This window comes from Rhodoferax sp. GW821-FHT07F03 (assembly GCF_059418745.1).
On sequence record NZ_JBWKQM010000001.1, the window covers coordinates 467,756 to 488,543 of the forward strand.

Here is a 20,788-nt window from a genome sequence, read left to right on the forward strand (position 1 = left end):
CCCGGAGTGTAGCCATATACGATGATGCAACAAACAAAGACTTGACAGTAATTGTCTAGGCAATTAATATTCGGCCATGACTGCAAATAACTCTTCAGACGCCGTGAACGCGACCAGCGTCGCCCCTTTACCGCCGCCGGTCGATTTTTATCAACCTGACAACTATGTTGCCGGAGGCGACAGCGTGGGCCATCTGATGTCCCGCGTGGTGGCTGCCTTCACGCAGGAGATGGAGCGTCAGTTCGAGCCCAGTGGCTTGACCAATGCCCAGTGGAAGCCGCTGTTCAAGCTGGCCTATACCAATGCCTCCACGGTGGCCGAGCTGGCCCGCCAGTGCACCCTGGACGCGGGCGGCATGACCCGCCTGCTGGACCGCCTGGAAGCCAAGGGCCTGTGCCAGCGTGAGCGCTCCGAGCAGGACCGCCGCGTGGTCAATCTGGCGCTGACCGATGCCGGCCGCGAAGCCGTGAAGGACGTGCCTGCGGTGCTCAGCAATGTGCACAACGCCTATTTGTCCGGTTTCAGCCGCGAGGAATGGCAAACCCTGAAGAGCTTTTTGCAACGCATTCTGGACAACGCCGCCGCCGTACAGGCACACGCAAACAATACCGCCGGAGAAAAAGATGCGCAGTAAATCGATCCACCGCCTGCCACGTTTTGCGCTGGCCGCTACCCTGTTGGCCGGCCTGGCTGCCTGCGCCAACTATTCTGGCATCAAGCCTGAAGCGCAACTGCGCACGCCCCAGTCCTTGGGGCTGGATGCCAGTGCCCAGGCCACAGCAGTAGATGCGCAATGGTGGCTGGGTTTCCAGGATGCCCAGTTGGACAGCCTCATCACCCAGGCCCTGCAATCCAGCCCCAGTCTGCAACTCGCCCAGGCCCGTGTGCGCCGCGCCCAGGCCGGTGCCGACGTGGCCCACTCGGCACTGCTGCCCAAGGTGAATGCCGGCGTGGATGCCACGCACCAGCTCTACACCGCCAACGGCCTGTATCCCGCGCCCCTGGCCGGCAATATCTATGACTCGGGTACCGCCCAGCTCGAAGCCAGCTGGGAGCTGGACTTCTTCGGCAAGAACCGCGCTGCGCTGGACGCCGCCGTGGGCCAGACCAAGGCCGCCCAGGCCGACGCCCAGGCCGCCCGCGTCCTGCTGGCCAGCCAGGTGGCACGCAACTACTTCCAGTTGCTGCGCCTGAACGCTCAGCTGGGCCTAGCCAATCGTACCCTGGCCCAGCGCACCGAGCTGCTGAACCTGGTGCGCGACCGCGTCAGCGCCGGCCTGGATACGCGCCTGGAGCTGCGCCAAAGCGAGGGCAGTCTGCCCGAGGCGCGCCAGCAGGTCGAAGCCGTGCAAGAGCAGATCGTCCTGACGCGCAATGCCCTGGCTGCGTTGGTAGGTCAGCCAAATCTGGCACTGGCGCAGAATCTACCTGCGCTGGATGCTATTAAGAACATAGCGTCTGCCGCTGCCGTACCGGCCGACCTGCTGGGCCGCCGTGCCGACATCACCGCCGCCCGCTGGCGCGTGGAGGCGGCCAGCTCGGACGTGGCCAGCGCCAAGGCCCAGTTCTACCCCAATATCAACCTGGTGGGCTTTGCCGGCTTTTCCAGTATTGGCCTGGACAAGCTGCTGGAATCGGGTAGCCGGCAGTGGGGCATAGGCCCGGCCATCCATCTGCCCATATTCGACGCAGGCCATTTGCGTGCCGGCCTGAAGGGCAAGACGGCTGACCTGGACGCCGCGGTGGAAAGCTATAACGCCGCCCTGATCGACGCCGTGCGCGATGTGGCCGACCAGGTGGCCTCGCAGCAGTCCATCACCCGCCAGCAGGTCGAACAGCGTGCCGCCCAGCAGGCAGCCGAGTCGGCGTATGAGATCGCCGTGCAGCGCTACAGCGCCGGCCTGGGCAACTACTTGAACGTACTGAGCGCCGAAACCGCTGTGCTGAATCAACGCCGTACCCAGGTAGACCTGGCCGCGCGCGCGCTGGACACCCAGGTCGCCCTGGTGCGCGCACTGGGCGGTGGCTACTCCGAAGCCCAAATGGATGCAAGCCAAGATGCTACAAAAAACGCAGCTGCCGGCGCAGATAGCCAGTACGCCAGCACCCCATCGGATGCAAAAAACAATGGGCTCGTGCGCTGAGCTCTGTCCCTCCCTACTCATACCTTATTGAATGCAGGTGAACACCATGACCGAATCCGCAAACACTCCCGCTGCTTCCGAAACCCCCACTGCTTCTACCGCCCCCGCCGGTAATCCCCAGCGCAAGAAGGCGCTGATCACCATCGCCAGCGTGGTGGTGCTGGCAGGGCTGGGCTGGGCTGCCTACGACGCCGTCATTGCCAGTCATTACGAGAACACCGACAACGCCTACGTGCAGGGCAACATCATCCAGATCACGCCCCAGGTCAGCGGCAACGTGATGACCATCATGGCTGACGACACCGACTTCGTGAAGGCCGGCCAGCCTCTGGTGCAGTTCGACCCCGCTGATGCCAAGCTGGCACTCGACCAGGCCGAAGCCAACCTGGCCCAGACCGTGCGGCAGGTGCGTACCCTGTACGCCAACAACTCCGCGCTGTCGGCCCAGGTGGCCCAGCGTACGGCAGATGTGACGCGTAGCCAGACCGACATTGCCCGTGCCCAGAGCGAGGTGGAGCGTGCCGCCGATGACCTGCGCCGCCGCCAGTCCTTGACTGGCAACGGTGCCGTGTCCAAGGAAGAACTCAGCCACGCCCAGACCCAGCTGGCCAACGCCAAGGCGGGCCTGTCTACTGTGCAGGCCAGCGTGGCCTCGGCCCAGGCCGGCGTGGCTGCAGCCCAAGAGCAACTGGCCAGCAACCAGGCCATGACCGAAGGCACCAGCGTCGAACAGCACCCGAATGTGCTGGCCGCCGCCGCCCGCGTGCGTGAGGCCTACCTGGCGTCCCAGCGCGCTGCCGTGGTGGCGCCGGTGGACGGCTATGTGGCCAAGCGCACGGTGCAACTCGGCCAGCGCATCGCCGCCGGCACGCCCATGATGTCCATCATCCCGCTGAACCAGGTCTGGGTGGACGCCAACTTCAAGGAAGTGCAGCTGCGCAATATCCGCATCGGCCAACCCGTGAAGCTAACCGCCGACCTGTACGGCAAGAAGATGGAATACACCGGCACGGTGGAAGGCCTGGGCGTGGGAACCGGCGCTGCTTTTGCCCTGCTGCCGGCGCAGAACGCCACCGGCAACTGGATCAAGGTGGTACAGCGTGTGCCGGTGCGCATCGCCCTGGACGCCAAGCAGTTGGTGGACAACCCACTGCGCGTGGGCCTGTCCATGGACGCGACTATCGACGTCACCAAGCAAGACGGCAAGATGCTGGCCGATGCGCCGCGCAGCGCATCGCTGGCCAGGCTGGCCGCCCCCACCGACAAGGGCGCCGACCTGGAAGTGCAGCGCGTGATCGCTGCCAACCTGGGTGGCCGTGCCGTGGTGGCGCGCAATGATGCGCCCAAGGCTTCCAAGGCGGTTGAAGCGCCTGCGGCCTTGGCCGCCGCGTCCATTCCTGCGCAGGTGCAATAAGCCGGCTGCGGCCGGTACTACGGGTCTGAAGCCATGTCCTCCAACCTCAGCTATGTTCCGCCCCCGCCGCTAGAGGGCTCGGCCCGCATGTGGGGCACGATCGCCTTGTCCACCGCCACGTTCATGAACGTGCTGGACACCTCGATCGCCAACGTATCCTTGTCTGCCATCGCTGGCGACCTGGGTGTCAGCCCCAACCAGGGCACCTGGGTGATTACCAGCTTTGCCGTGGCCAACGCCATCTCGGTGCCGTTGACCGGCTGGCTGTCGCAGCGCTTTGGCCAGGTGCGCCTGTTCACGCTCAGTATCGTCATGTTTGTGCTGGCCTCGTGGCTGTGCGGCCTGGCGCCAAACATGAGCATGCTGATCGCGTTCCGTGTGCTGCAGGGCTTTGTGGCCGGACCGATGATCCCCTTGTCGCAGGCGCTGCTGCTGTCCAGCTACCCCAAGGCGCTGGCGGGCACCGCCATGGCGATGTGGGCCATGACCACCCTGGTGGCGCCGGTGATGGGGCCGCTGCTGGGCGGCTGGATCACCGACAACATCTCCTGGCCCTGGATTTTCTACATCAACATACCGGTGGGCATCTTGGCCGCCGGCGCCGCCTGGACCCTGTACCACAAGCGCGAGTCGCAGACCAAGAAGCTGCCGATCGACGGCGTGGGTCTGGGCCTGCTGGTGGTCTGGGTGGGTGCCTTGCAGATCATGCTGGACAAGGGCAAGGAGCTTGATTGGTTCCACTCCACCGAGGTGCAGATACTGGCAGCCGTGGCGCTGGTGGGCTTTTTGTTCTTCCTGGCCTGGGAGCTGACCGACAAGCACCCGGTGACGGACCTGCGCCTGTTCGCCCGGCGTAACTTCTGGGCCGGCACGCTGGCGACGTCGGTGGGTTACGGCCTGTTCTTCGGCAACGTGGTTTTGCTGCCGCTGTGGCTGCAGCAGTACATGGGTTACACCGCCACCCAGGCCGGCTTCATTCTGGCGCCGGTGGGCTTGTTCGCCATCGTGCTGTCGCCCATCGTGGGCAAGAATGTGGGCAAGATGGATCCGCGCATGTTTGCCTCGTTCGCGTTCATCGTGTTTGGCTTGGTGCTGTGGATGCGTTCCAAGTTCAACGTGCAGGCCGATGAAGCCACGCTGATGGTGCCGACCCTGGTGCAGGGCGTGGCCATGGCTTTCTTCTTCATCCCGCTGAGTATCCTGACGCTTTCCGGTCTGCCGCCAGACCGCATTCCCGCGGCCTCCGGCCTGACCAACTTTGTGCGTATCACGGCCGGTGCCATGGGAACATCCCTGGTCACCACGGTGTGGGAAAACCGCACGGCCTTGCACCATGCGCAGCTGGTGGAGTACATCAACCAGGGGCGGCAGGTGGCGACTGGCGCCTTGTCGGGTCTGGGCAATGCGGGTCTGGACCCGCAGCAGGCTTTGGAGCAGGTCAACCGCCTGGTAGGCCAGCAGGCCGCAACCTTGGCGGCGAACGATGTGTTCTTTGCCTCGTCCATGCTGTTTTTGATGCTGATACCGCTGGTGTGGATCACCCGCAGGCCCCAGGCCGCAGGTGCGGCTGCCTCGGAGGCAGCCGCCGGCGCGCACTAAAAAGTCCGCGACGCAAGCGCAAAAAAAGGGGCTGGTTCCAAATGGAGTCAGCCCCTTTTTTTATGGGCCGCTCAGGGCCCGTTGTTCGCTCAGCCTATGCGTACGGGCACGAAGATCTTGTCGCCGTCGCGCAGTATCAGCAGCGCAATCGATTTGTCGGCCTTGGCCACCACGGCGCGGATCTGCTCCACGTTCTTGGCCGGCGTGCCGTTAATGGCCAGCAGCACGTCACCGCTCTGCACGCCCGCATTGGCAGCGGCACCGCCAGCGTTTTCGATCAGCAGGCCGTTTTCCACGCCGGCTGAGCGCAGCTCTTCAGGCTGCAGCTGGCGTAGCGCCAGTCCCAGGCGACCTTGGGATGCGGGCTCCTTGCTGCTGGCAACTTGTTCGGGCTTGTCATTGGCGCTGCCCAGCTTGACCTCGATGGTCTGGGCCGAGCCCTTGCGCCACACGTCCAGCTGCACTTTTTCACCCGGTGCAGACAGGCTGATGGCCGCCGGCAGATCGCCCGAGGACACGATGGTGCGGCCGTCTACCTTGCGGATCACGTCGCCCGGCTCCAGCCCGGCCTTGGCGGCAGGGCCGGATTTGTCCACGCTGGAGACCAGTGCACCTTCAGGCTTGTCGAGGTGGAAGGAGTCGGCCAGGGTCTGGTTGACCTCTTGCACTGCTACGCCCAGGCGCGCATGTTCCACCTTGCCGTGGGCCACGATCTGGTCCTTGATCTTGCCGGCCAGGTCCATCGGAATGGCGAAGGACACGCCCTGGTAGCCGCCAGTGCGGCTGTAGATCTGCGAGTTGATGCCGATCACCTCGCCGCGCGTATTGAACAGTGGGCCGCCGGAGTTGCCGGGGTTCACGGCCGCATCGGTCTGGATGAAGGACACCGCGCCGTCGTCGGGCAGGGTACGGCCCTTGGCGCTGACCACGCCGGCGGTGACCGTGTTTTCAAAGCCGAATGGCGAGCCTATGGCCAGCACCCATTCGCCCACGCGCAGGTCGCTGGTCTTGCCGATGGTGGCCACGGGCAGGTTCTTGGCGTCGATCTTCAGTACGGCCACGTCGGTCTTGGGGTCGGAGCCTAGCACCTTGGCGATGAATTCGCGCCGGTCGGTGAGCTTGACGGTGACTTCCTTGGCGTCTTGCACCACATGGGCGTTGGTCATGATGATGCCGTCGGCGCTGACGATGAAGCCCGAGCCCTGGCTATGCGTGGGCATGGCGCGCGGTGCCTGGCCGCCCTGGCCCTGCTGGAAGCGGCGGAACAGTTCAAACAGCGGGTCGTTGCCAAATGGGTCGTCGCGGCCCTGGCGCTGCGCGGTTTCGCCGTCGTCGTTCGATGCCTTGGCGCTGCCGACCACGCTGATGTTGACCACGGACGGGCCGTTCTGGGCGGTGATTTGCGCGAAGTCGGGTAATGCGATGGGGGCGTTACTGGCGCTGCTGACCACGGGCGGGGTCGCATGGGCCTGGTCTATGTTGTGGACCAGTGAGCCACCGATGCCGCCGATCGCCCCTGCGGCGACCAGAGCCAATACCAGTTTGGTGTTGTGAAGCGATTGCGTTTTCATGGAAGCATCCTTTGGAAGAGCGTTGCGATGGCTCGACTATGGGGATGCTGGCTTAGGCCAGTCTTAAAGAGTCTGGCGCTTAATGCCGGAATTCCTTCAGGTCCAGGCGCAGCACGTAGCGTGCTTGGCCGCTTGTGCCTTCCAGGGAGATCAGCGCGTCGCAGCAGGTGGTCTGGCCGGCCCGGCCCTCATAGGCCAGACGGCGTTGGAAGCGGGTGGCGTCGCCCTTGGATAAAAAGCCCACGCGTTTCCCGTGGACTCGCACTTCCACCGGTTTCCAGATGTCTGGGTTGTTGGCACCGGTGTGCAGCGCGGCCAGCACCCGCGCGCCTGACGAGCTTATGGGCGTGCCGTCGGCGATGTCTTTCAGGGCGGCCTGGTGCTGGTCGCCGTCGCTCAGCGTGAAGCTGAACAGCCCCAGCGATGGCCATTTGTACAGCTGCGCATCCAGCGTTTCGGCCTCCAAGGGCAGCTGCGAGGGAGACACCACCTGGTAGCCATGGTGGTGGCGTTGCGGGCGCATGGTTCGCCACAGCATGAAGGCTGCGGCAAAAACAAACAGGGTGGTGAATAGCGCGCGCATTTGTGTCTCCATGGGATAAACATTTGTAAACCTTGTGTATGTTTTCGCCGCATGTTTTTTCGTTGATATTGGGGAGGTTGGTGGCCATGGCCGCCCGGTTGTCGCCTGTGAGCGACGAGGCGGGGCGCTGCCAGCTGTTTGCGATACTCGGGGCATGCAGCTTCAAGACATTCTTTATTCGCAAGGCTTTGGCACACGCCGCGTGTGCGCCGGTCTGGTTCAGCAGGGCCTGGTCGAGGTCTATATGGACAACACGGGCACAGCGCCCGTAGTGGTTACGGACTCTGCTATGGATTTGGAAGCGCAAGGGCTGCGCTTCCGGGTCCAGGGCGTGGACTGGTCGTACCACCAGCTGGCCTACGTGCTGCTGAACAAGCCTGCGGGCACCGAGTGTTCGCAAAAACCTTCCACCTACCCCAGCATCTATACGCTGCTGCCGTCACCTCTGCGTTTGCGGCCGCAAAAGGGCGCGCTGCAGGGCGTGCAGGCCGTGGGCCGGCTGGACCAGGACACGACCGGTTTGCTGCTGCTCAGCGACGACGGCCAGTTCATCCACCGCATGACCTCGCCGAAGAAGCATGTGCCCAAGGTCTACGAGGTCACCACCAAGCATTCGCTGGACGAGAAGCAGGTGTCGCGCCTGCTGGAGGGGGTGGTGCTGGACGACGACCCCAAGCCGGTGCGCGCAGCCGCCTGTGAAGCCGTCAGCAGCCACCACTTGCGCCTGACGCTGACCGAGGGCAAGTACCACCAGGTCAAGCGCATGCTGGCGGCGGTAGGCAACCGGGTGGAGGGCCTGCACCGCTCGCAACAGGGCGGCTTTGCGCTGCCGGCGGACCTGCTGCCCGGCCAGTGGCGCTGGCTGAGCGCCGAGGATCTGGTACTGCTGTCGGCCAAAGATCTGGCCTAGTCCTCTCCGGGCTTGTTACACCGGCTGGCAAAAGTTGCTGGCCCCGGCGGCTACACTTGACGGTTGTCTTTTACCTGTGGTGTGCCGTGAAGTTGTTTGTCCGTTGTGTTGCCTCTTGGGGCTTTGTCTTCGCCGCCGCTGCGCCCTTGGCCGCCCAGGCCCAGTCCTCTCCGATCTTTGTGCTGAATTCGCTGGATGCCAGCGTCAGCGTGGTGGACCCCGCCACCTGGCTTGAGACCAAGCGGATTCCCACCGGCAAAGAGCCCCACCATCTGTACCTGACGCCGGACGAGAAGTCGCTCATCATCGCCAATGCCCTGGCCGATACGCTGACCTTCGTCGATCCGAAAACGGCCGAGGTGCAGCGCGTGGTGCGCGACATACTCGACCCCTACCAGCTGCGCTTTTCGCCCGACATGAAGTGGTTTGTTACGGCGGCGAATCGGCTGAACCATATCGACATCTACCGCTGGGACGGCAAGGACATTACGCTGGCCAAGCGCATCTCCACCGGCAAAACGCCCAGCCACCTGTGGATTGACAGCAAGAGCACCACGATTTACTCCACCATGCAGGACAGTGACGAGCTGGTGGCGGTGGACCTGGCGACGCAAAGCATCAAATGGCGTACGCCCACCGGTTCCATGCCGGCCGATGTGTTCGGCACCGCCGACGACAAGACCCTGCTGGTGGGGCTGACGGGCGGGGAGGGCGTGGAGGTCTATGACGTCTCCGGCAAAACCCCGGTGCGGACCAAGGTGATTACCACCGCCAAGGGCTCGCACGCCTTCCGGGCGGCGGGCGACAAGCGCCATGTCTACGTCAGCAACCGCGTCAGCAACAGCATCAGCAAGATCGATCTACAAATCCTGGAGTCGGTCGCTACCTATCCCGCGCCCGGCGGGCCGGACTGCATGGACGTGTCTGGCGACGGCAAGCTGCTGTATGTCGGTTCGCGCTGGGCCCGCAAGCTCACCGTGGTGGATGTGGAATCCAAGAAAGTGGTGCGACAAATCAATGTTGGAAGATCTCCCCATGGCGTTTGGACGCTGGACCACGCTCCCCGCTAAAGTTGGTTTTGCTGCGGTATTGATAGCGGCTGGCGCAGGTGCCATCTGCGCTACAGTAGAAAAACCTTGTGATAAACCGGTCTATCTGACCTTTGACACCGGCCATATGGGCGTGGCCCCGCTGATCGCCGAGGTGCTGAACCGCCAGCAGGTCAAGGTCACCTTCTTTGGCGCCCACGAGCGTACGCAGGAGGGCGATGGCAGCATGGGCGAGCATTGGGCTCCCTGGTGGAAGGCCCGTGCCGCAGAGGGCCATGCATTTGCCTCGCACACCTTCGACCATGTGTACTGGCGCGGCGATGTGGCCGGCAGCCCCGGCCAATTCCGCGTCAAGCCCTCGGCCGGGCCGGATGCCGACAAGGAATTCACCTGGACGGCAGCACAATACTGCGAAGAAATCCGCCATGCCAACCAGCGCCTGCAGGCCATGACTGGCCAGGTGCCGCTGCCCTTGTTTCGGGCGCCTGGCGGCAAGACTTCACCGGCCTTGCTGGCGGCCGCCAAGGGCTGTGGCTATGCCCACGTGGGCTGGGCGCCGGCAGGGTTTCTGGGCGATGAGCTGTCCAGCGAGCGCGCCAGCAATGCCCAGTTGCTAGCCCAGTCACTGCGCAATATTCGCAGCGGCGATATTTTGATGGCCCACCTGGGCATCTGGTCGCGCAAAGACCCATGGGCGCCGGCCGTGCTGGAGCCGCTGATCGTGGGCCTGAAGGAGCGTGGTTTCTGCTTCCGCACGCTGCGCGAGCATCCCGACTACACCGCGTGGATTTCTGCCCATCCCCAATAATCTGCCCATGGATGTATTGAGCAATTTGTTTTCTGACGCGCAGCAATGGCTGTTCGAGGCCGCTGTGCAACCCCTGGTGTTCGGCATGGGCCTGGGCGGATTGGTCGAAGATGCATTCGATGCCACGGGCTGGCTGCTGGTCGGCCTGCTGCAGCTGGTGGTGCTGGTGGCGGTGCTGGGGCCCTTGCAACGCTGGCGTCCGGTAGAGGCTATGCAGGACCGCGCGGCCATCCGTATCGACATGGTCTACACCTTGGTGCATCGCCTGGGCCTGTTCCGCCTGGCATTGTTCTTTACCCTGGACCCTGTGATGGACGGCATTTTTGGCACGCTGCGGGTCGCCGGCATGGGCACCTGGCACCTGGATGCCCTGTGGCCCGGCGTGACTGATCTGCCTGTGGTCAGTTTTGCGCTGTACCTGGTAGCGTTCGACTTTTTGGGCTACTGGGTGCACCGGGGCCAGCATCAGTTTGAATGGTGGTGGGGCCTGCACTCGCTACACCACTCGCAGCAGCAAATGACCTTGTGGAGCGACAACCGCAACCACCTGTTGGACGACGTGATTGGCGACATCATCGTGGTGGTGGCTGCCCAGTTGATTGGCGTGGCGCCGGGACAGTTCATCGCCATCGTGGCCTTTACCCAGCTGAGCGAGAGCTTGCAGCACGCCAATGTGAGGCTCTGGTTTGGCCGCGTGGGCGAGCGCCTGTGGGTCAGCCCGCGCTTTCACCGTCTGCACCACAGCATTGGCATCGGACATGAGTCCGCGGGTAAGAACACCTTGGGCGGCCACAACTTTGGTGTGCTGCTGCCATGGTGGGACATGCTGTTCGGTACCGCGAACTTCGAGCTGCGCTACGACCCCACCGGCATCCGCGACCAACTGGAGAGCGAGGGTGGGCGCGACTACGGCCGCGGCTTCTGGCGCCAGCAGTGGCTGGGTTTGCGCCGGCTGTGGGCAAGTTTGGCCGTTACCAGGCCTTAACGGCATGCGGGTATGCTTGCCCCCATGAAGTTGCTTCTTGATTCTTTCTGGCGCGCCGTGGCGTACTGCGTGCACCCCCGGGTAATTGCACTCTCGTTTCTACCCCTGTTGTTGATGGTGGCCTTGTCGCTGGGATTGGGCTACTTCTACTGGGAGCCTGCCCTGGATGCTGTGCGCGGCATGCTGGACGCATCTGAGTGGGTCGGCCGCATGTGGACCTGGTTGGAGACTGCCGGTGTCGGCCAGCTCAAGGTGGCGCTGGCGCCCTTGCTGGTGATCTTTGCCATCACCCCGCTGATCGTAGTGTTGTCCCTGCTGGCCGTGGCCCTGATGATGACGCCGGCCCTGGTGTCCCTGGTGGCTGAGCGGCGCTTCCCCCAATTGGAGAAGAAAAACGGCGGCACCCTGGTTGGCGGATTGTTCTGGGCCCTGGGTTCGGTGCTGCTGGCGGTGGTGGCCATGGTGGTGTCCATGCCCTTGTGGCTGGTGCCGCCCTTGATATTGGTACTGCCGCCCTTGATCTGGGGCTGGCTGACCTACCGCGTCATGGCCTATGACGCTCTGGCCGTGCATGCCAGCAAGCAGGAGCGGCGTGAGATATTCCGCCGCCACCGTGTCACGCTGCTGGGTATGGGGGTGTTGGCCGGCTACCTGGGCGCTGCGCCCAGCCTGGTGTGGGCCTCGGGTGCCTTGTTTGCCGCCGCTTTTGTGGTGCTGGTGCCTCTAGCGATATGGATCTACACCCTGGTGTTTGCGTTTTCCTCGCTGTGGTTTACCCACTATGTGCTGGCCGCATTGCAGGCATTGCGTGCCGAGGTGCCTGTGTCTGCCGTGCCGCCCCGCGCCGCTGCGGGCCCGGTTGTCGATGTCGAACCTAAAACGGAATCTGTTGTCCATGAGCCTGCCAATCCCATCCTCCCAGCCCCTTGAGTCGGCGCCGGTTTTCGGCCTGGTCATCGTCGGCGACGAGATCATGTCTGGCAAGCGTGCCGACAAGCACCTGCCCAAGGTCATCGAACTGTTGGGCGCACGCGGCTTGCAGCTGGGCTATGCCGAATACGTAGGCGATGATCCTGAGCGCATCACCAGTACCTTGCGCCGCGCGTTTGCCTCGGGTGACGTGGTGTTTTCCACCGGCGGTATAGGCGCTACGCCCGACGACCATACGCGCCAGTGCGCCGCGCGGGCCTTGGATGTGCCGTTGGCCTTGCATCCGCAGGCCGAGGCCTTGATACGCGAGCGCATGCAGGATACGGCGCGTGAACAAGGTACTTTGTATGAGCCGGACCGTCCAGACAATATCCACCGACTGAATATGGGCGTGTTTCCACAAGGTGCCCGCATCATTCCCAACCCCTACAACAAGATTCCAGGCTTCTCCGTGGGCCATGTGCATTTTGTGCCCGGCTTCCCGGTGATGGCCTGGCCCATGGTGGAATGGGTACTGGACCAGTACTACCAGCCCTGGTTCCAGCAGGCGGCCTGGGTGGAAAAATCGGTCATCGTGTACGGCAGCATGGAGGCCACGTTGACCCCGCTGATGGAGGCTATGGAGCAGCGTTTTGAAGGCGTCAAGGTATTCAGTCTGCCCAGCGTGGACCATGCCGAACATGGCCGCCATATTGAGCTGGGCGTGAAGGGTTTGCCCAGCCTGGTGGAGCTGGCTTACCCGGCTTTGTTGGCAGGCCTGCACAATTTTGATGTGCAATTGGGCCCGGAATTGGTGCGTTCTTGATTGCACATATTTGGTGCAAAAATGGAGATCCAATTTGGTGCATTGGCACAGGTATTTGTTTCTCGGATGGGCCGTATTCCCGCTGAAGGCCGCTGCGGCCAAGGCAAAATACAAGGGTGAATGTGTTTACAAGCGGCCTCGGCTGGTGGCATAGAAACTGCATTCCCATCTTGTTGATTTATTTTTGCTCAACCTAACCAGGAGATTCTTGATGGCAAAGACCGTCGCAGACGTGATGAAGATGGTGAAAGAAAGCGAAGTCAAGTTTGTTGACTTCCGCTTCACCGATACCCGCGGCAAGGAACAGCACGTGACCGTGCCTGTGTCGCACTTCGACGAAGACAAGTTCACGTCAGGCCATGCTTTTGACGGTTCTTCGATTGCTGGTTGGAAGGGCATTGAAGCTTCGGACATGCAATTGATGCCCGATGCCAACACCGCCAACATCGACCCGTTCTTCGAAGAAACGACAATGATCCTGACCTGCGACGTGGTCGATCCAGCCGACGGCAAGCCATACGAGCGCGATCCCCGTTCGCTGGCCAAGCGCGCAGAAGCCTACATGAAGGCCTCCGGCCTGGGCGACACCGCTTACTTCGGACCAGAACCCGAATTCTTCGTGTTTGACAGCGTGCGCTGGCAAAACGACATGTCCGGCTGCTACTCCAAGATCGATTCGGAAGAAGCTTCCTGGAACACCGGCAAGGAATACGAACACGGCAACACCGGCCACCGTCCCGCAGTTAAGGGCGGCTACTTCCCCGTGCCTCCAGTTGACAGCTTCCAGGACATGCGTTCGGAAATGTGCCTGGTGCTGGAATCCCTGGGCATTCCCGTCGAAGTGCACCACCACGAAGTGGCCAATGCCGGCCAAATGGAACTGGGTACCAAGTTCAGCACGCTAATCCAGCGCGCAGACTGGGTCCAACTGCAAAAGTACGTGATCCAGAACGTCGCCCACGCTTATGGCAAGACCGCGACCTTCATGCCCAAGCCCATCGTTGGCGACAACGGTTCCGGCATGCACGTGCACCAGTCCGTGTGGAAAGACGGCAAGAACCTGTTCGCTGGCGACGGCTATGCAGGTCTGTCTGAATTCGCGCTGTACTACATCGGCGGCATCATCAAGCACGCCCGTGCTCTGAACGCCATCACCAACCCCGGCACCAACAGCTACAAGCGCCTGGTTCCTGGCTTCGAAGCTCCAGTGAAATTGGCTTACTCGGCCAAGAACCGCTCTGCTTCCATCCGTATTCCTTTCGTGGCAAACCCCAAGGGCCGCCGCGTGGAAGCACGTTTCCCCGATCCACTGATGAACCCCTACCTGGGCTTCTCGGCTCTGCTGATGGCAGGTCTGGACGGCGTGGAAAACAAGATCCATCCTGGCGAAGCCGCTACGAAGGATCTGTACCATCTGCCACCCGAAGAAGACAAGCTGATCCCCACCGTCTGCCACAGCCTGGACCAAGCTCTCGAATGCCTGGACAAAGACCGTGCGTTCCTGACCAAGGGCGGCGTGTTCACCGATGCCTACATTGACGCCTACATTGATCTGAAGATGCAGGAAGTCACGCGCTTGCGCATGGCCACCCACCCGGTGGAATTCGACATGTACTATTCGCTGTAAGCAGCGCTACTAGCCTGGGAACGCTCGCAACGCGCAACCAGGCTTCTCATAAGGACGGCGCAAGCCGTCCTTTTTGCGTTTTGGCTTGGGAAAGCAATAGAAACAGAGTACCGTTGCGGCAACCCATTCAGATAAGGCCCTGTCGGCATATTCCATGAGCATGAAACCCTATTGGCTACTGATTTTGGCGGCTGCCTCGGCGCCGCTTTTCGCGCAAGACAACGCGGTTTACCGCTGCGGCAACGAATACACCAATTCCATCAAAGACCCCAAGGCCGCTGCAGCCCGTGGCTGCAAATTGGTAGAGGGTGGCAATGTCAGCGTGATCCAGGCCCCGCGGCCCGATGCGAACGCGGCGGCCGTGCGTGCGCCCGCGGCCAACAATGGCGGTGGCGCCGAGCAGCGTGCGCGCGACAGCGACGCCCGGATGATCCTGGAAGCCGAGCTGAAAAAGGCCGAAGCCCGGCAGGCAGACCTGCTCAAGGAGTACAACCAGGGCGAGCCGGAGAAGCAGGGCGGAGAAGCCCGCAACTACCAGAAGTACATAGACCGTGTAGCCGAGCTCAAGGCTGCCATTGCCCGCAATGAGAGCGATATCGCTGGGCTGAAGCGTGAGCTGGCCCGTCTTCCTCCTCCTAAAACTACCCCCTGACTACCTTGAACACCCCAACCAACCCCCATATTGCGCGCTTTCAGGCGTTTGATTTGCTGGCCACGCTGGTGGCGGTGCTGCGTAGCGACGGCGCGGTGATGTTTGCCAATGCAGCCTTGGAAGACGCGCTGGGCACCTCGCGCCGCACCATCGAAGGCTCGCACTTCCCGGACTGTTTCACCGAGCCGCACATTTTGCAGAACGCGTTGGAGGGGGCAGGTAGCAATGAGTTTGCGGCCCTGCGCTACGACGCCTGGCTCAAGCGCCTGAACCACGAACCGGTGCCGGTACACGTGATCCTGGCGCAGACCGAGCGTCCGGGCGAGGTCATCATCGAGTTGCTGCCGCAGGAGCAGCAGGCCAAGCAGGACCGCGAGGAACGTTTGATCGACCAGGCCCAGGCGAACAAGGAACTCATCCGTAACCTGGCCCACGAGATCAAGAACCCGCTGGGCGGCATACGTGGCGCTGCCCAGTTGCTGGAGATGGAGATCGAGTCGCGCGAACTGATTGAGTACACCCAGGTCATCATCCATGAGGCCGACCGCCTGCAAAGTCTGGTGGACCGGCTGCTGGCGCCGCACCGCCGTCCGCACGTGGTCAGCGATGTGAATATCCACGAAATCTGCGAGCGTGTGCGCTCCCTGATACTGGCCGAATTCCCGCGCGGGCTGAAGATTGAGCGTGAATACGATGTGTCGATTCCAGAGTTTCGCGGTGACCGCGAACAGCTCATCCAAGCGGTGCTGAATGTGGCCCATAACGCAACCCAGGCCTTGAGTGAACGCATTGCCGAAGGGGACGCGCAGATCACTTTTCTCTCGCGTATTGCACGCCAGGTAACGTTTGGGAAACAACGTTATCGATTGGCACTGGAATTGCATGTCATCGACAACGGCCCGGGTGTACCGGAGTCGATCAAGGACCGTATTTTTTACCCGCTGGTGTCGGGGCGAGATGGTGGATCCGGGCTGGGGCTGACGTTGGCGCAAACCTTCGTGCAGCAACACCATGGCTTGATCGAATGTGACAGTGTTCCGGGCCGAACGGACTTTAAATTATTAATACCGCTGCCGTAGAAATTGATTCACGCAGCTTGACCCGAGGTGCCCTCTCTTATGAAGCCGATCTGGATAGTAGACGACGACCAATCCATACGCTTCGTTCTCGAAAAAGCGCTACTGCGTGAAGACTTGCCCACGCGCAGCTTTACCAACCCGCGTGATGTATTGCTGGCGCTGGAAGAAAATGGCGAAGAGGACGGCCCCCAAATTCTGGTGAGCGACATCCGCATGCCAGGCGGCTCCGGCCTGGACCTGCTGGAAAAGGTCAAAGCCAAGCACCCCGGCTTGCCGGTCATCATCATGACCGCGTTCTCCGACCTGGACAGTGCCGTATCAGCCTTCCAGGGCGGCGCCTTCGAATACCTGCCCAAGCCTTTTGACCTGCCCAAGGCCGTGGAGCTTATCCGCCGCGCGGTGGAAGAAAGCCAGCGCGAGGAAGTGGCCGAAGAACGCATGGCCGACACCCCGGAGATGCTGGGTCAGGCGCCCGCTATGCAGGACGTGTTCCGTGCCATCGGTCGGCTCAGCCAAAGCAACGTGACGGTGATGATCACCGGCGAATCCGGCTCCGGCAAGGAGCTGGTGGCGCGCGCACTGCACAAGCACTCGCCACGTGCGAACGGCCCGTTCGTTGCCATCAATACCGCAGCCATCCCCAAGGACCTGTTGGAGAGTGAACTCTTCGGCCATGAGCGCGGTGCCTTCACCGGTGCGCAAACCATGCGCCGGGGCCGCTTCGAGCAGGCCGATGGTGGCACGCTGTTTCTGGATGAAATCGGCGACATGCCGTTCGACCTGCAAACCCGCTTGCTGCGCGTGCTGAGCGATGGCCACTTCTACCGTGTGGGCGGCCACAATGCCGTCAAGGCCCAGGTCCGCGTGATTGCCGCCACCCACCAGGACCTGGAGCAGCGCGTGCGCGATGGCGTGTTCCGCGAGGATTTGTTCCACCGCCTGAACGTGATCCGCCTGCGCCTGCCGGCGCTGCGCGAGCGCATCGAAGACGTGCCCATGTTGACACGCCATTTCCTGCAGCAAAGCGCCAAGCAGCTGGGCGTGGAGCCTAAGCGCATTTCCGATGCGGCGCTCGCTCAGATCGGCTTGTTTCCGTTTCCCGGCAACGTGCGCCAGCTGGAGAACCTGTGCCATTGGCTGACCGTCATGGCGCCGGCCCAGGTGATCGAGCCCAAGGATTTGCCACCTGAAATCACCGGCGCCGTGGTGGCACCTTCCAGTGGCCTGGGTCACGCTCTGCCGCGCATGGTGGTGAGCACGCCGGTCGTGCATCCTGAGACGGATCTGTCGGCACTGGATGACATTGCCGGCATGCAGGCCGTTCCGTTGGACAGCGATGCCGCCATCGTCACACTGCCGCCGGCCAGCACCGCCCCGGTCAGCGCCTGGGAGCTGGGCCTGGAGGCTGAGGCCCAGGAACTGCTGGCTAACGATCGCCACGACGTGTGGGACGTGTTGACGCGCCGCTTCGAGTCCAAGCTGATCCTGACAGCGCTGCACAACACCCGGGGCCGTCGCATTGAGGCAGCTCAGAAGCTGGGCATTGGCCGCAACACCATTACCCGCAAAATCCAGGAACTGGGTTTGGAGTGAAATATGGCGCTAGCGTAGGTAATGCCTGCGCTGGCTGCTATCTATTTTGATGATGTATGGGATTTAAAAACAATGCCCCGGTGCTTGCGTACCGGGGCATTGTTCTTATGGATGAAGTTTTAGTTCTCAGCCCCAGTAAACGGCACTAAAGTAGCCGCAAGTTGTCGGTCCGGCGGGGCTCCCAGCAGCCTGCGCCCTGGAGATATGTCCTGGGACCGCCGATCGACGCCCAAGCTGGAGGCTGTGTATGGTTCTTCACCTGGTCCAGGGGGTTGCCTGGATCTTTGTTCTGGGTGTGCTGCAGGGGCTGCACCTACGCGCCTGGAAGCCCCGCAGCGTGCTTCGCCAACTGGTGACCGGGCTGCTGTTTGGCGGTATCTGCGTGCTGGGCATAGTCACGCCGTCGGCCAGCATGCCGGGGCTGGTGGTCGATGCGCGCTGCGTGGTGCTAGGCGCGGTGGGCCTGTTTGGCGGGCCGCTGGCTGCGCTGGTGGCAGCCGCCATATCCGTGGGCTACGGCCAATTGCCTGGCCAGGCAGACTATGCCATAGGCCTGCCTTTGCTCGTCGCCAGCATTGGCTTGGGTCTGCTCTACCGTTACGCCGTGGCCCGGGGCTGGGCCCGTGTGAACGTATGGCAGCTATTGGTATTTGGCCTGCTGCAGCAACTGCTGGCCTTGGGCTCCATGTGGCTTGTGCCGGCCCATCCACCGGCGGATGAGTTGCTCGTCGTCGGGCTGGCCCTGGTTGCCGTGATGACGCCGGCCATGGTGTTCCTGGGGCTGCTGATCCAGGAGGGGCTGGACCGCGAAGCCCGTGAACAAGCCCTGCGCGACTCCGAGAACCGCTTGCGCAGCCTGTTGATGGATATCCCCTCGGTTTCGGTCCAGGCCTATGCGGCCGATGGCACGACGCGCTACTGGAACAAGGCCTCCGAGCAGCTTTATGGCTACGCGGCCGACGAAGTGCTGGGCCGCAACCTCACCGATCTCATCATTCCGCTTGAAATGCGCGATGGCGTGCGCCAGGCCATGCAGCAGATGTTCACCACCCAGCAGGCCATTCCAGCGGGCGAGTTGTCGTTGATGCGCAAGGACGGTAGCCGCGTACCCGTGTTTTCCAGCCACGCCTATGTACAGACGCCGGGCCAGCCGGCCGAGATGTTCTGCATCGATATAGATCTGTCCGACCGGGTACGGGCCGAATCCGAGTTGCGCATCGCCGCCGTGGCTTTTGAGGCCCAGGTCGGCGTGGTGGTGACCAATGCCAAACAGGTGATACAGCGGGTGAACAAGGCCTTCACCCAGAGCATGGGCTATAGCGAGGCGGAGTGCCTGGGCCAGACGCTGGCTTTTCTGAACGCCGAACCGAATGGCGAGGCCTACTTTGGCGGCATCCAGCAGGATTTGGCGCGCAAGGGCCAGTGGGTGGGTGAAATCTGGAGCCGGCGCCAGGACGGCGAACGCTTTCCGCAGTGGGTCAGCATCAGCGCGGTGCTGGATGGCATAGGCGGCCTGAGCCACTACGTCGCCACCGTGGTAGACATCACCCAGCGCAAGATGGCCGAGGACAAGATTCGCCAGTTGGCCTTCTTCGACCCGCTGACCAATCTACCCAACCGCCGGCTGCTCATGGACCGCCTGCACCGTGCGCTGGCTGCCAGTGAGCGCAGCAAGCGCACCGGCGCCTTGCTCTACATAGACCTGGACAACTTCAAAACCCTGAACGACACCCGGGGCCATGAAAAAGGTGACGTGCTGCTGCAGCAAGTGGCGCTGCGGCTGGTGCACTGCGTGCGCGACAGCGACACCGTGGCCCGGCTGGGCGGCGATGAATTCCTGGTCATGTTGGAAGACCTGGAGGCCAGCTCGGAAATGGCGGCCGCTGTCGCCAAGTCCGTGGCGGAAAAAATCGTCACCGTGCTGAACCGGCCCTACAGCCTGGGCGAGCTGGACTTCAACAGCACGGCCAGCCTGGGCGTGGCCTTGTTCCACGGCCAGACCCTGCCTATGGACGAGCTGCTCAAGCAGGCCGACATGGCCATGTACCAGGCCAAAGCCCAGGGCCGCAATGCGCTGCGGTTTTTCGACCCGGCCATGCAGGCTGCGGTGAATGCGCGCGCGGAGCTGGAGGGCGACTTACGCCAGGCCCTGGTGCTGGGGCAGTTTCTGCTCTTCTACCAGCCGCAGCTGGATGCGCACGGCCAAGTCACCGGTGCCGAGGCTCTGCTGCGCTGGCCGCATCCGCAGCGCGGCCGGGTGTCGCCTGCTGACTTCATCCCCCTGGCGGAGGAGACCGGCCACATCCTGACCCTGGGCCGCTGGGTGCTGGAGACCGCCTGTGCACAGCTGGTGGCCTGGGCTCCGCACCCTCTGTTGGGCAACCTGGTGTTGGCGGTGAACGTCAGTGCCCGGCAGTTCCGCGAGCCTGAGTTTGCCCAGGATCTGCTGGACTTGCTGAGCGCCACCGGGGCCAACCCTAAGCGTCTGAAGCTGGAGCTGACCGAGAGCATGCTGGTCGATAACCTTGAAGACCTGGTGCACAAGATGGCCATGCTGCGCGCGCGCGGCATTGGCTTTTCGCTGGACGATTTTGGCACCGGCTATTCCTCGCTGTCCTACCTCAAGCGGCTGCCGCTGCACCAGCTGAAAATCGACCAGTCCTTTGTGCGCGATGTGCTGATAGACCCCAGCGACGCGGCGATTGCGCGTACCGTGGTGGCCCTGGCGCAAAACCTGGGGCTGGAGGTGATGGCCGAAGGGGTGGAAACACAGGCCCAGAAAGACTGGCTGGCCCGCTATGGCTGTCATTCCTACCAGGGTTATCTGTTCAGCCCGGCCTTGCCGGCCCAGGACTTTGAGCGCTATGTGCAGCGCACGGCAGCTGCGCTTATTTGAGCCGATGGTGCGTTGCCCGGCTGGTAGACCACCGCCTACGCTGCCAATCCACACCTTGTAGTCCCACACTGTAGCGCAGGCTTTGCAGCCGTTGCAGACGGGGCTGCGATAGCTGCACCATGTGCAGGGCGATGGAGCGATAG

At 62.7% G+C, this 20,788-nt stretch carries 17 protein-coding genes; 15 read left to right on the top strand and 2 right to left on the bottom strand.

The annotated features are described in order from the left end of the window. Positions 1-76 precede the first annotated feature (76 nt). From AC07R0_RS02090 to AC07R0_RS02105, 4 genes are read left to right on the top strand one after another with little or no spacing between them, the layout of a single operon-like run. On the top strand, positions 77-634 hold the full coding sequence (locus tag AC07R0_RS02090; protein WP_495097309.1) for a MarR family winged helix-turn-helix transcriptional regulator: 558 nt from the start codon (positions 77-79) through the stop codon (positions 632-634). Beyond that, a complete protein-coding gene (locus AC07R0_RS02095; RefSeq protein ID WP_495103591.1) occupies positions 624-2,144 on the top strand; it encodes an efflux transporter outer membrane subunit in 1,521 nt (506 codons plus the stop codon). Before AC07R0_RS02090 ends, AC07R0_RS02095 begins: the two co-directional genes overlap by 11 nt. A 46-nt stretch (positions 2,145-2,190) precedes the next feature. Next, complete coding sequence (locus AC07R0_RS02100) at positions 2,191-3,558, top strand: HlyD family secretion protein (RefSeq protein ID WP_495103592.1); 1,368 nt, start codon at positions 2,191-2,193, stop codon at positions 3,556-3,558. A 33-nt stretch (positions 3,559-3,591) separates the two neighbouring features. Then, on the top strand, positions 3,592-5,157 hold the full coding sequence (locus AC07R0_RS02105; protein WP_495103593.1) for a DHA2 family efflux MFS transporter permease subunit: 1,566 nt from the start codon (positions 3,592-3,594) through the stop codon (positions 5,155-5,157). A gap of 89 nt (positions 5,158-5,246) precedes the next feature. On the opposite strand, the gene AC07R0_RS02110 is transcribed toward AC07R0_RS02105, so the two are convergent. After that, positions 5,247-6,728, bottom strand: coding sequence for a DegQ family serine endoprotease (locus AC07R0_RS02110; protein ID WP_495103594.1), 1,482 nt, complete (start codon positions 6,726-6,728; stop codon positions 5,247-5,249). A 79-nt stretch (positions 6,729-6,807) separates the two neighbouring features. Then, on the bottom strand, positions 6,808-7,311 hold the full coding sequence (locus AC07R0_RS02115) for a hypothetical protein (RefSeq protein ID WP_495103595.1): 504 nt from the start codon (positions 7,309-7,311) through the stop codon (positions 6,808-6,810). A gap of 154 nt (positions 7,312-7,465) precedes the next feature. Between AC07R0_RS02115 and AC07R0_RS02120 the strand changes: the two genes are divergently transcribed. The 11 genes from AC07R0_RS02120 (at position 7,466) to AC07R0_RS02170 (ending at position 20,645) form a co-directional block, all read left to right on the top strand. Beyond that, complete coding sequence (locus tag AC07R0_RS02120; RefSeq protein WP_495103596.1) at positions 7,466-8,221, top strand: 16S rRNA pseudouridine(516) synthase; 756 nt, start codon at positions 7,466-7,468, stop codon at positions 8,219-8,221. A 92-nt stretch (positions 8,222-8,313) separates the two neighbouring features. Beyond that, a complete protein-coding gene (locus AC07R0_RS02125; RefSeq protein WP_495103684.1) occupies positions 8,314-9,291 on the top strand; it encodes a YVTN family beta-propeller repeat protein in 978 nt (325 codons plus the stop codon). After that, a complete protein-coding gene (locus AC07R0_RS02130; RefSeq protein ID WP_495103597.1) occupies positions 9,257-10,078 on the top strand; it encodes a polysaccharide deacetylase family protein in 822 nt (273 codons plus the stop codon). Before AC07R0_RS02125 ends, AC07R0_RS02130 begins: the two co-directional genes overlap by 35 nt. Before the next feature lie 7 nt (positions 10,079-10,085). Beyond that, the gene (locus AC07R0_RS02135) at positions 10,086-11,063 is read left to right on the top strand and encodes a sterol desaturase family protein (RefSeq protein ID WP_495103598.1); all 978 of its coding nucleotides are present in this window, start codon (positions 10,086-10,088) and stop codon (positions 11,061-11,063) included. Between the two features lie 24 nt (positions 11,064-11,087). Continuing rightward, positions 11,088-11,993: an EI24 domain-containing protein gene (locus AC07R0_RS02140; protein ID WP_495076719.1), complete on the top strand. Its 906-nt coding sequence runs from the start codon at positions 11,088-11,090 to the stop codon at positions 11,991-11,993. Beyond that, positions 11,959-12,798, top strand: coding sequence for a competence/damage-inducible protein A (locus AC07R0_RS02145; protein WP_495097299.1), 840 nt, complete (start codon positions 11,959-11,961; stop codon positions 12,796-12,798). The genes AC07R0_RS02140 and AC07R0_RS02145 overlap by 35 nt, the downstream gene beginning before the upstream one ends. Positions 12,799-13,009: 211 nt before the next feature. After that, positions 13,010-14,425, top strand: coding sequence for a type I glutamate--ammonia ligase (gene glnA, locus AC07R0_RS02150; protein ID WP_495076717.1), 1,416 nt, complete (start codon positions 13,010-13,012; stop codon positions 14,423-14,425). 160 nt (positions 14,426-14,585) lie between these two features. Further along, entirely contained in the window at positions 14,586-15,077 is a 492-nt protein-coding gene (locus AC07R0_RS02155) for a hypothetical protein (protein ID WP_495097379.1), read from the top strand. 5 nt (positions 15,078-15,082) lie between these two features. Further along, positions 15,083-16,156, top strand: coding sequence for a nitrogen regulation protein NR(II) (gene glnL / locus AC07R0_RS02160; RefSeq protein WP_495076716.1), 1,074 nt, complete (start codon positions 15,083-15,085; stop codon positions 16,154-16,156). A 39-nt stretch (positions 16,157-16,195) separates the two neighbouring features. Further along, complete coding sequence (gene ntrC / locus AC07R0_RS02165) at positions 16,196-17,749, top strand: nitrogen regulation protein NR(I) (protein WP_495076715.1); 1,554 nt, start codon at positions 16,196-16,198, stop codon at positions 17,747-17,749. 247 nt (positions 17,750-17,996) lie between these two features. Continuing rightward, on the top strand, positions 17,997-20,645 hold the full coding sequence (locus tag AC07R0_RS02170; RefSeq protein ID WP_495103599.1) for an EAL domain-containing protein: 2,649 nt from the start codon (positions 17,997-17,999) through the stop codon (positions 20,643-20,645). The last annotated feature ends 143 nt before the right edge of the window (positions 20,646-20,788 follow it).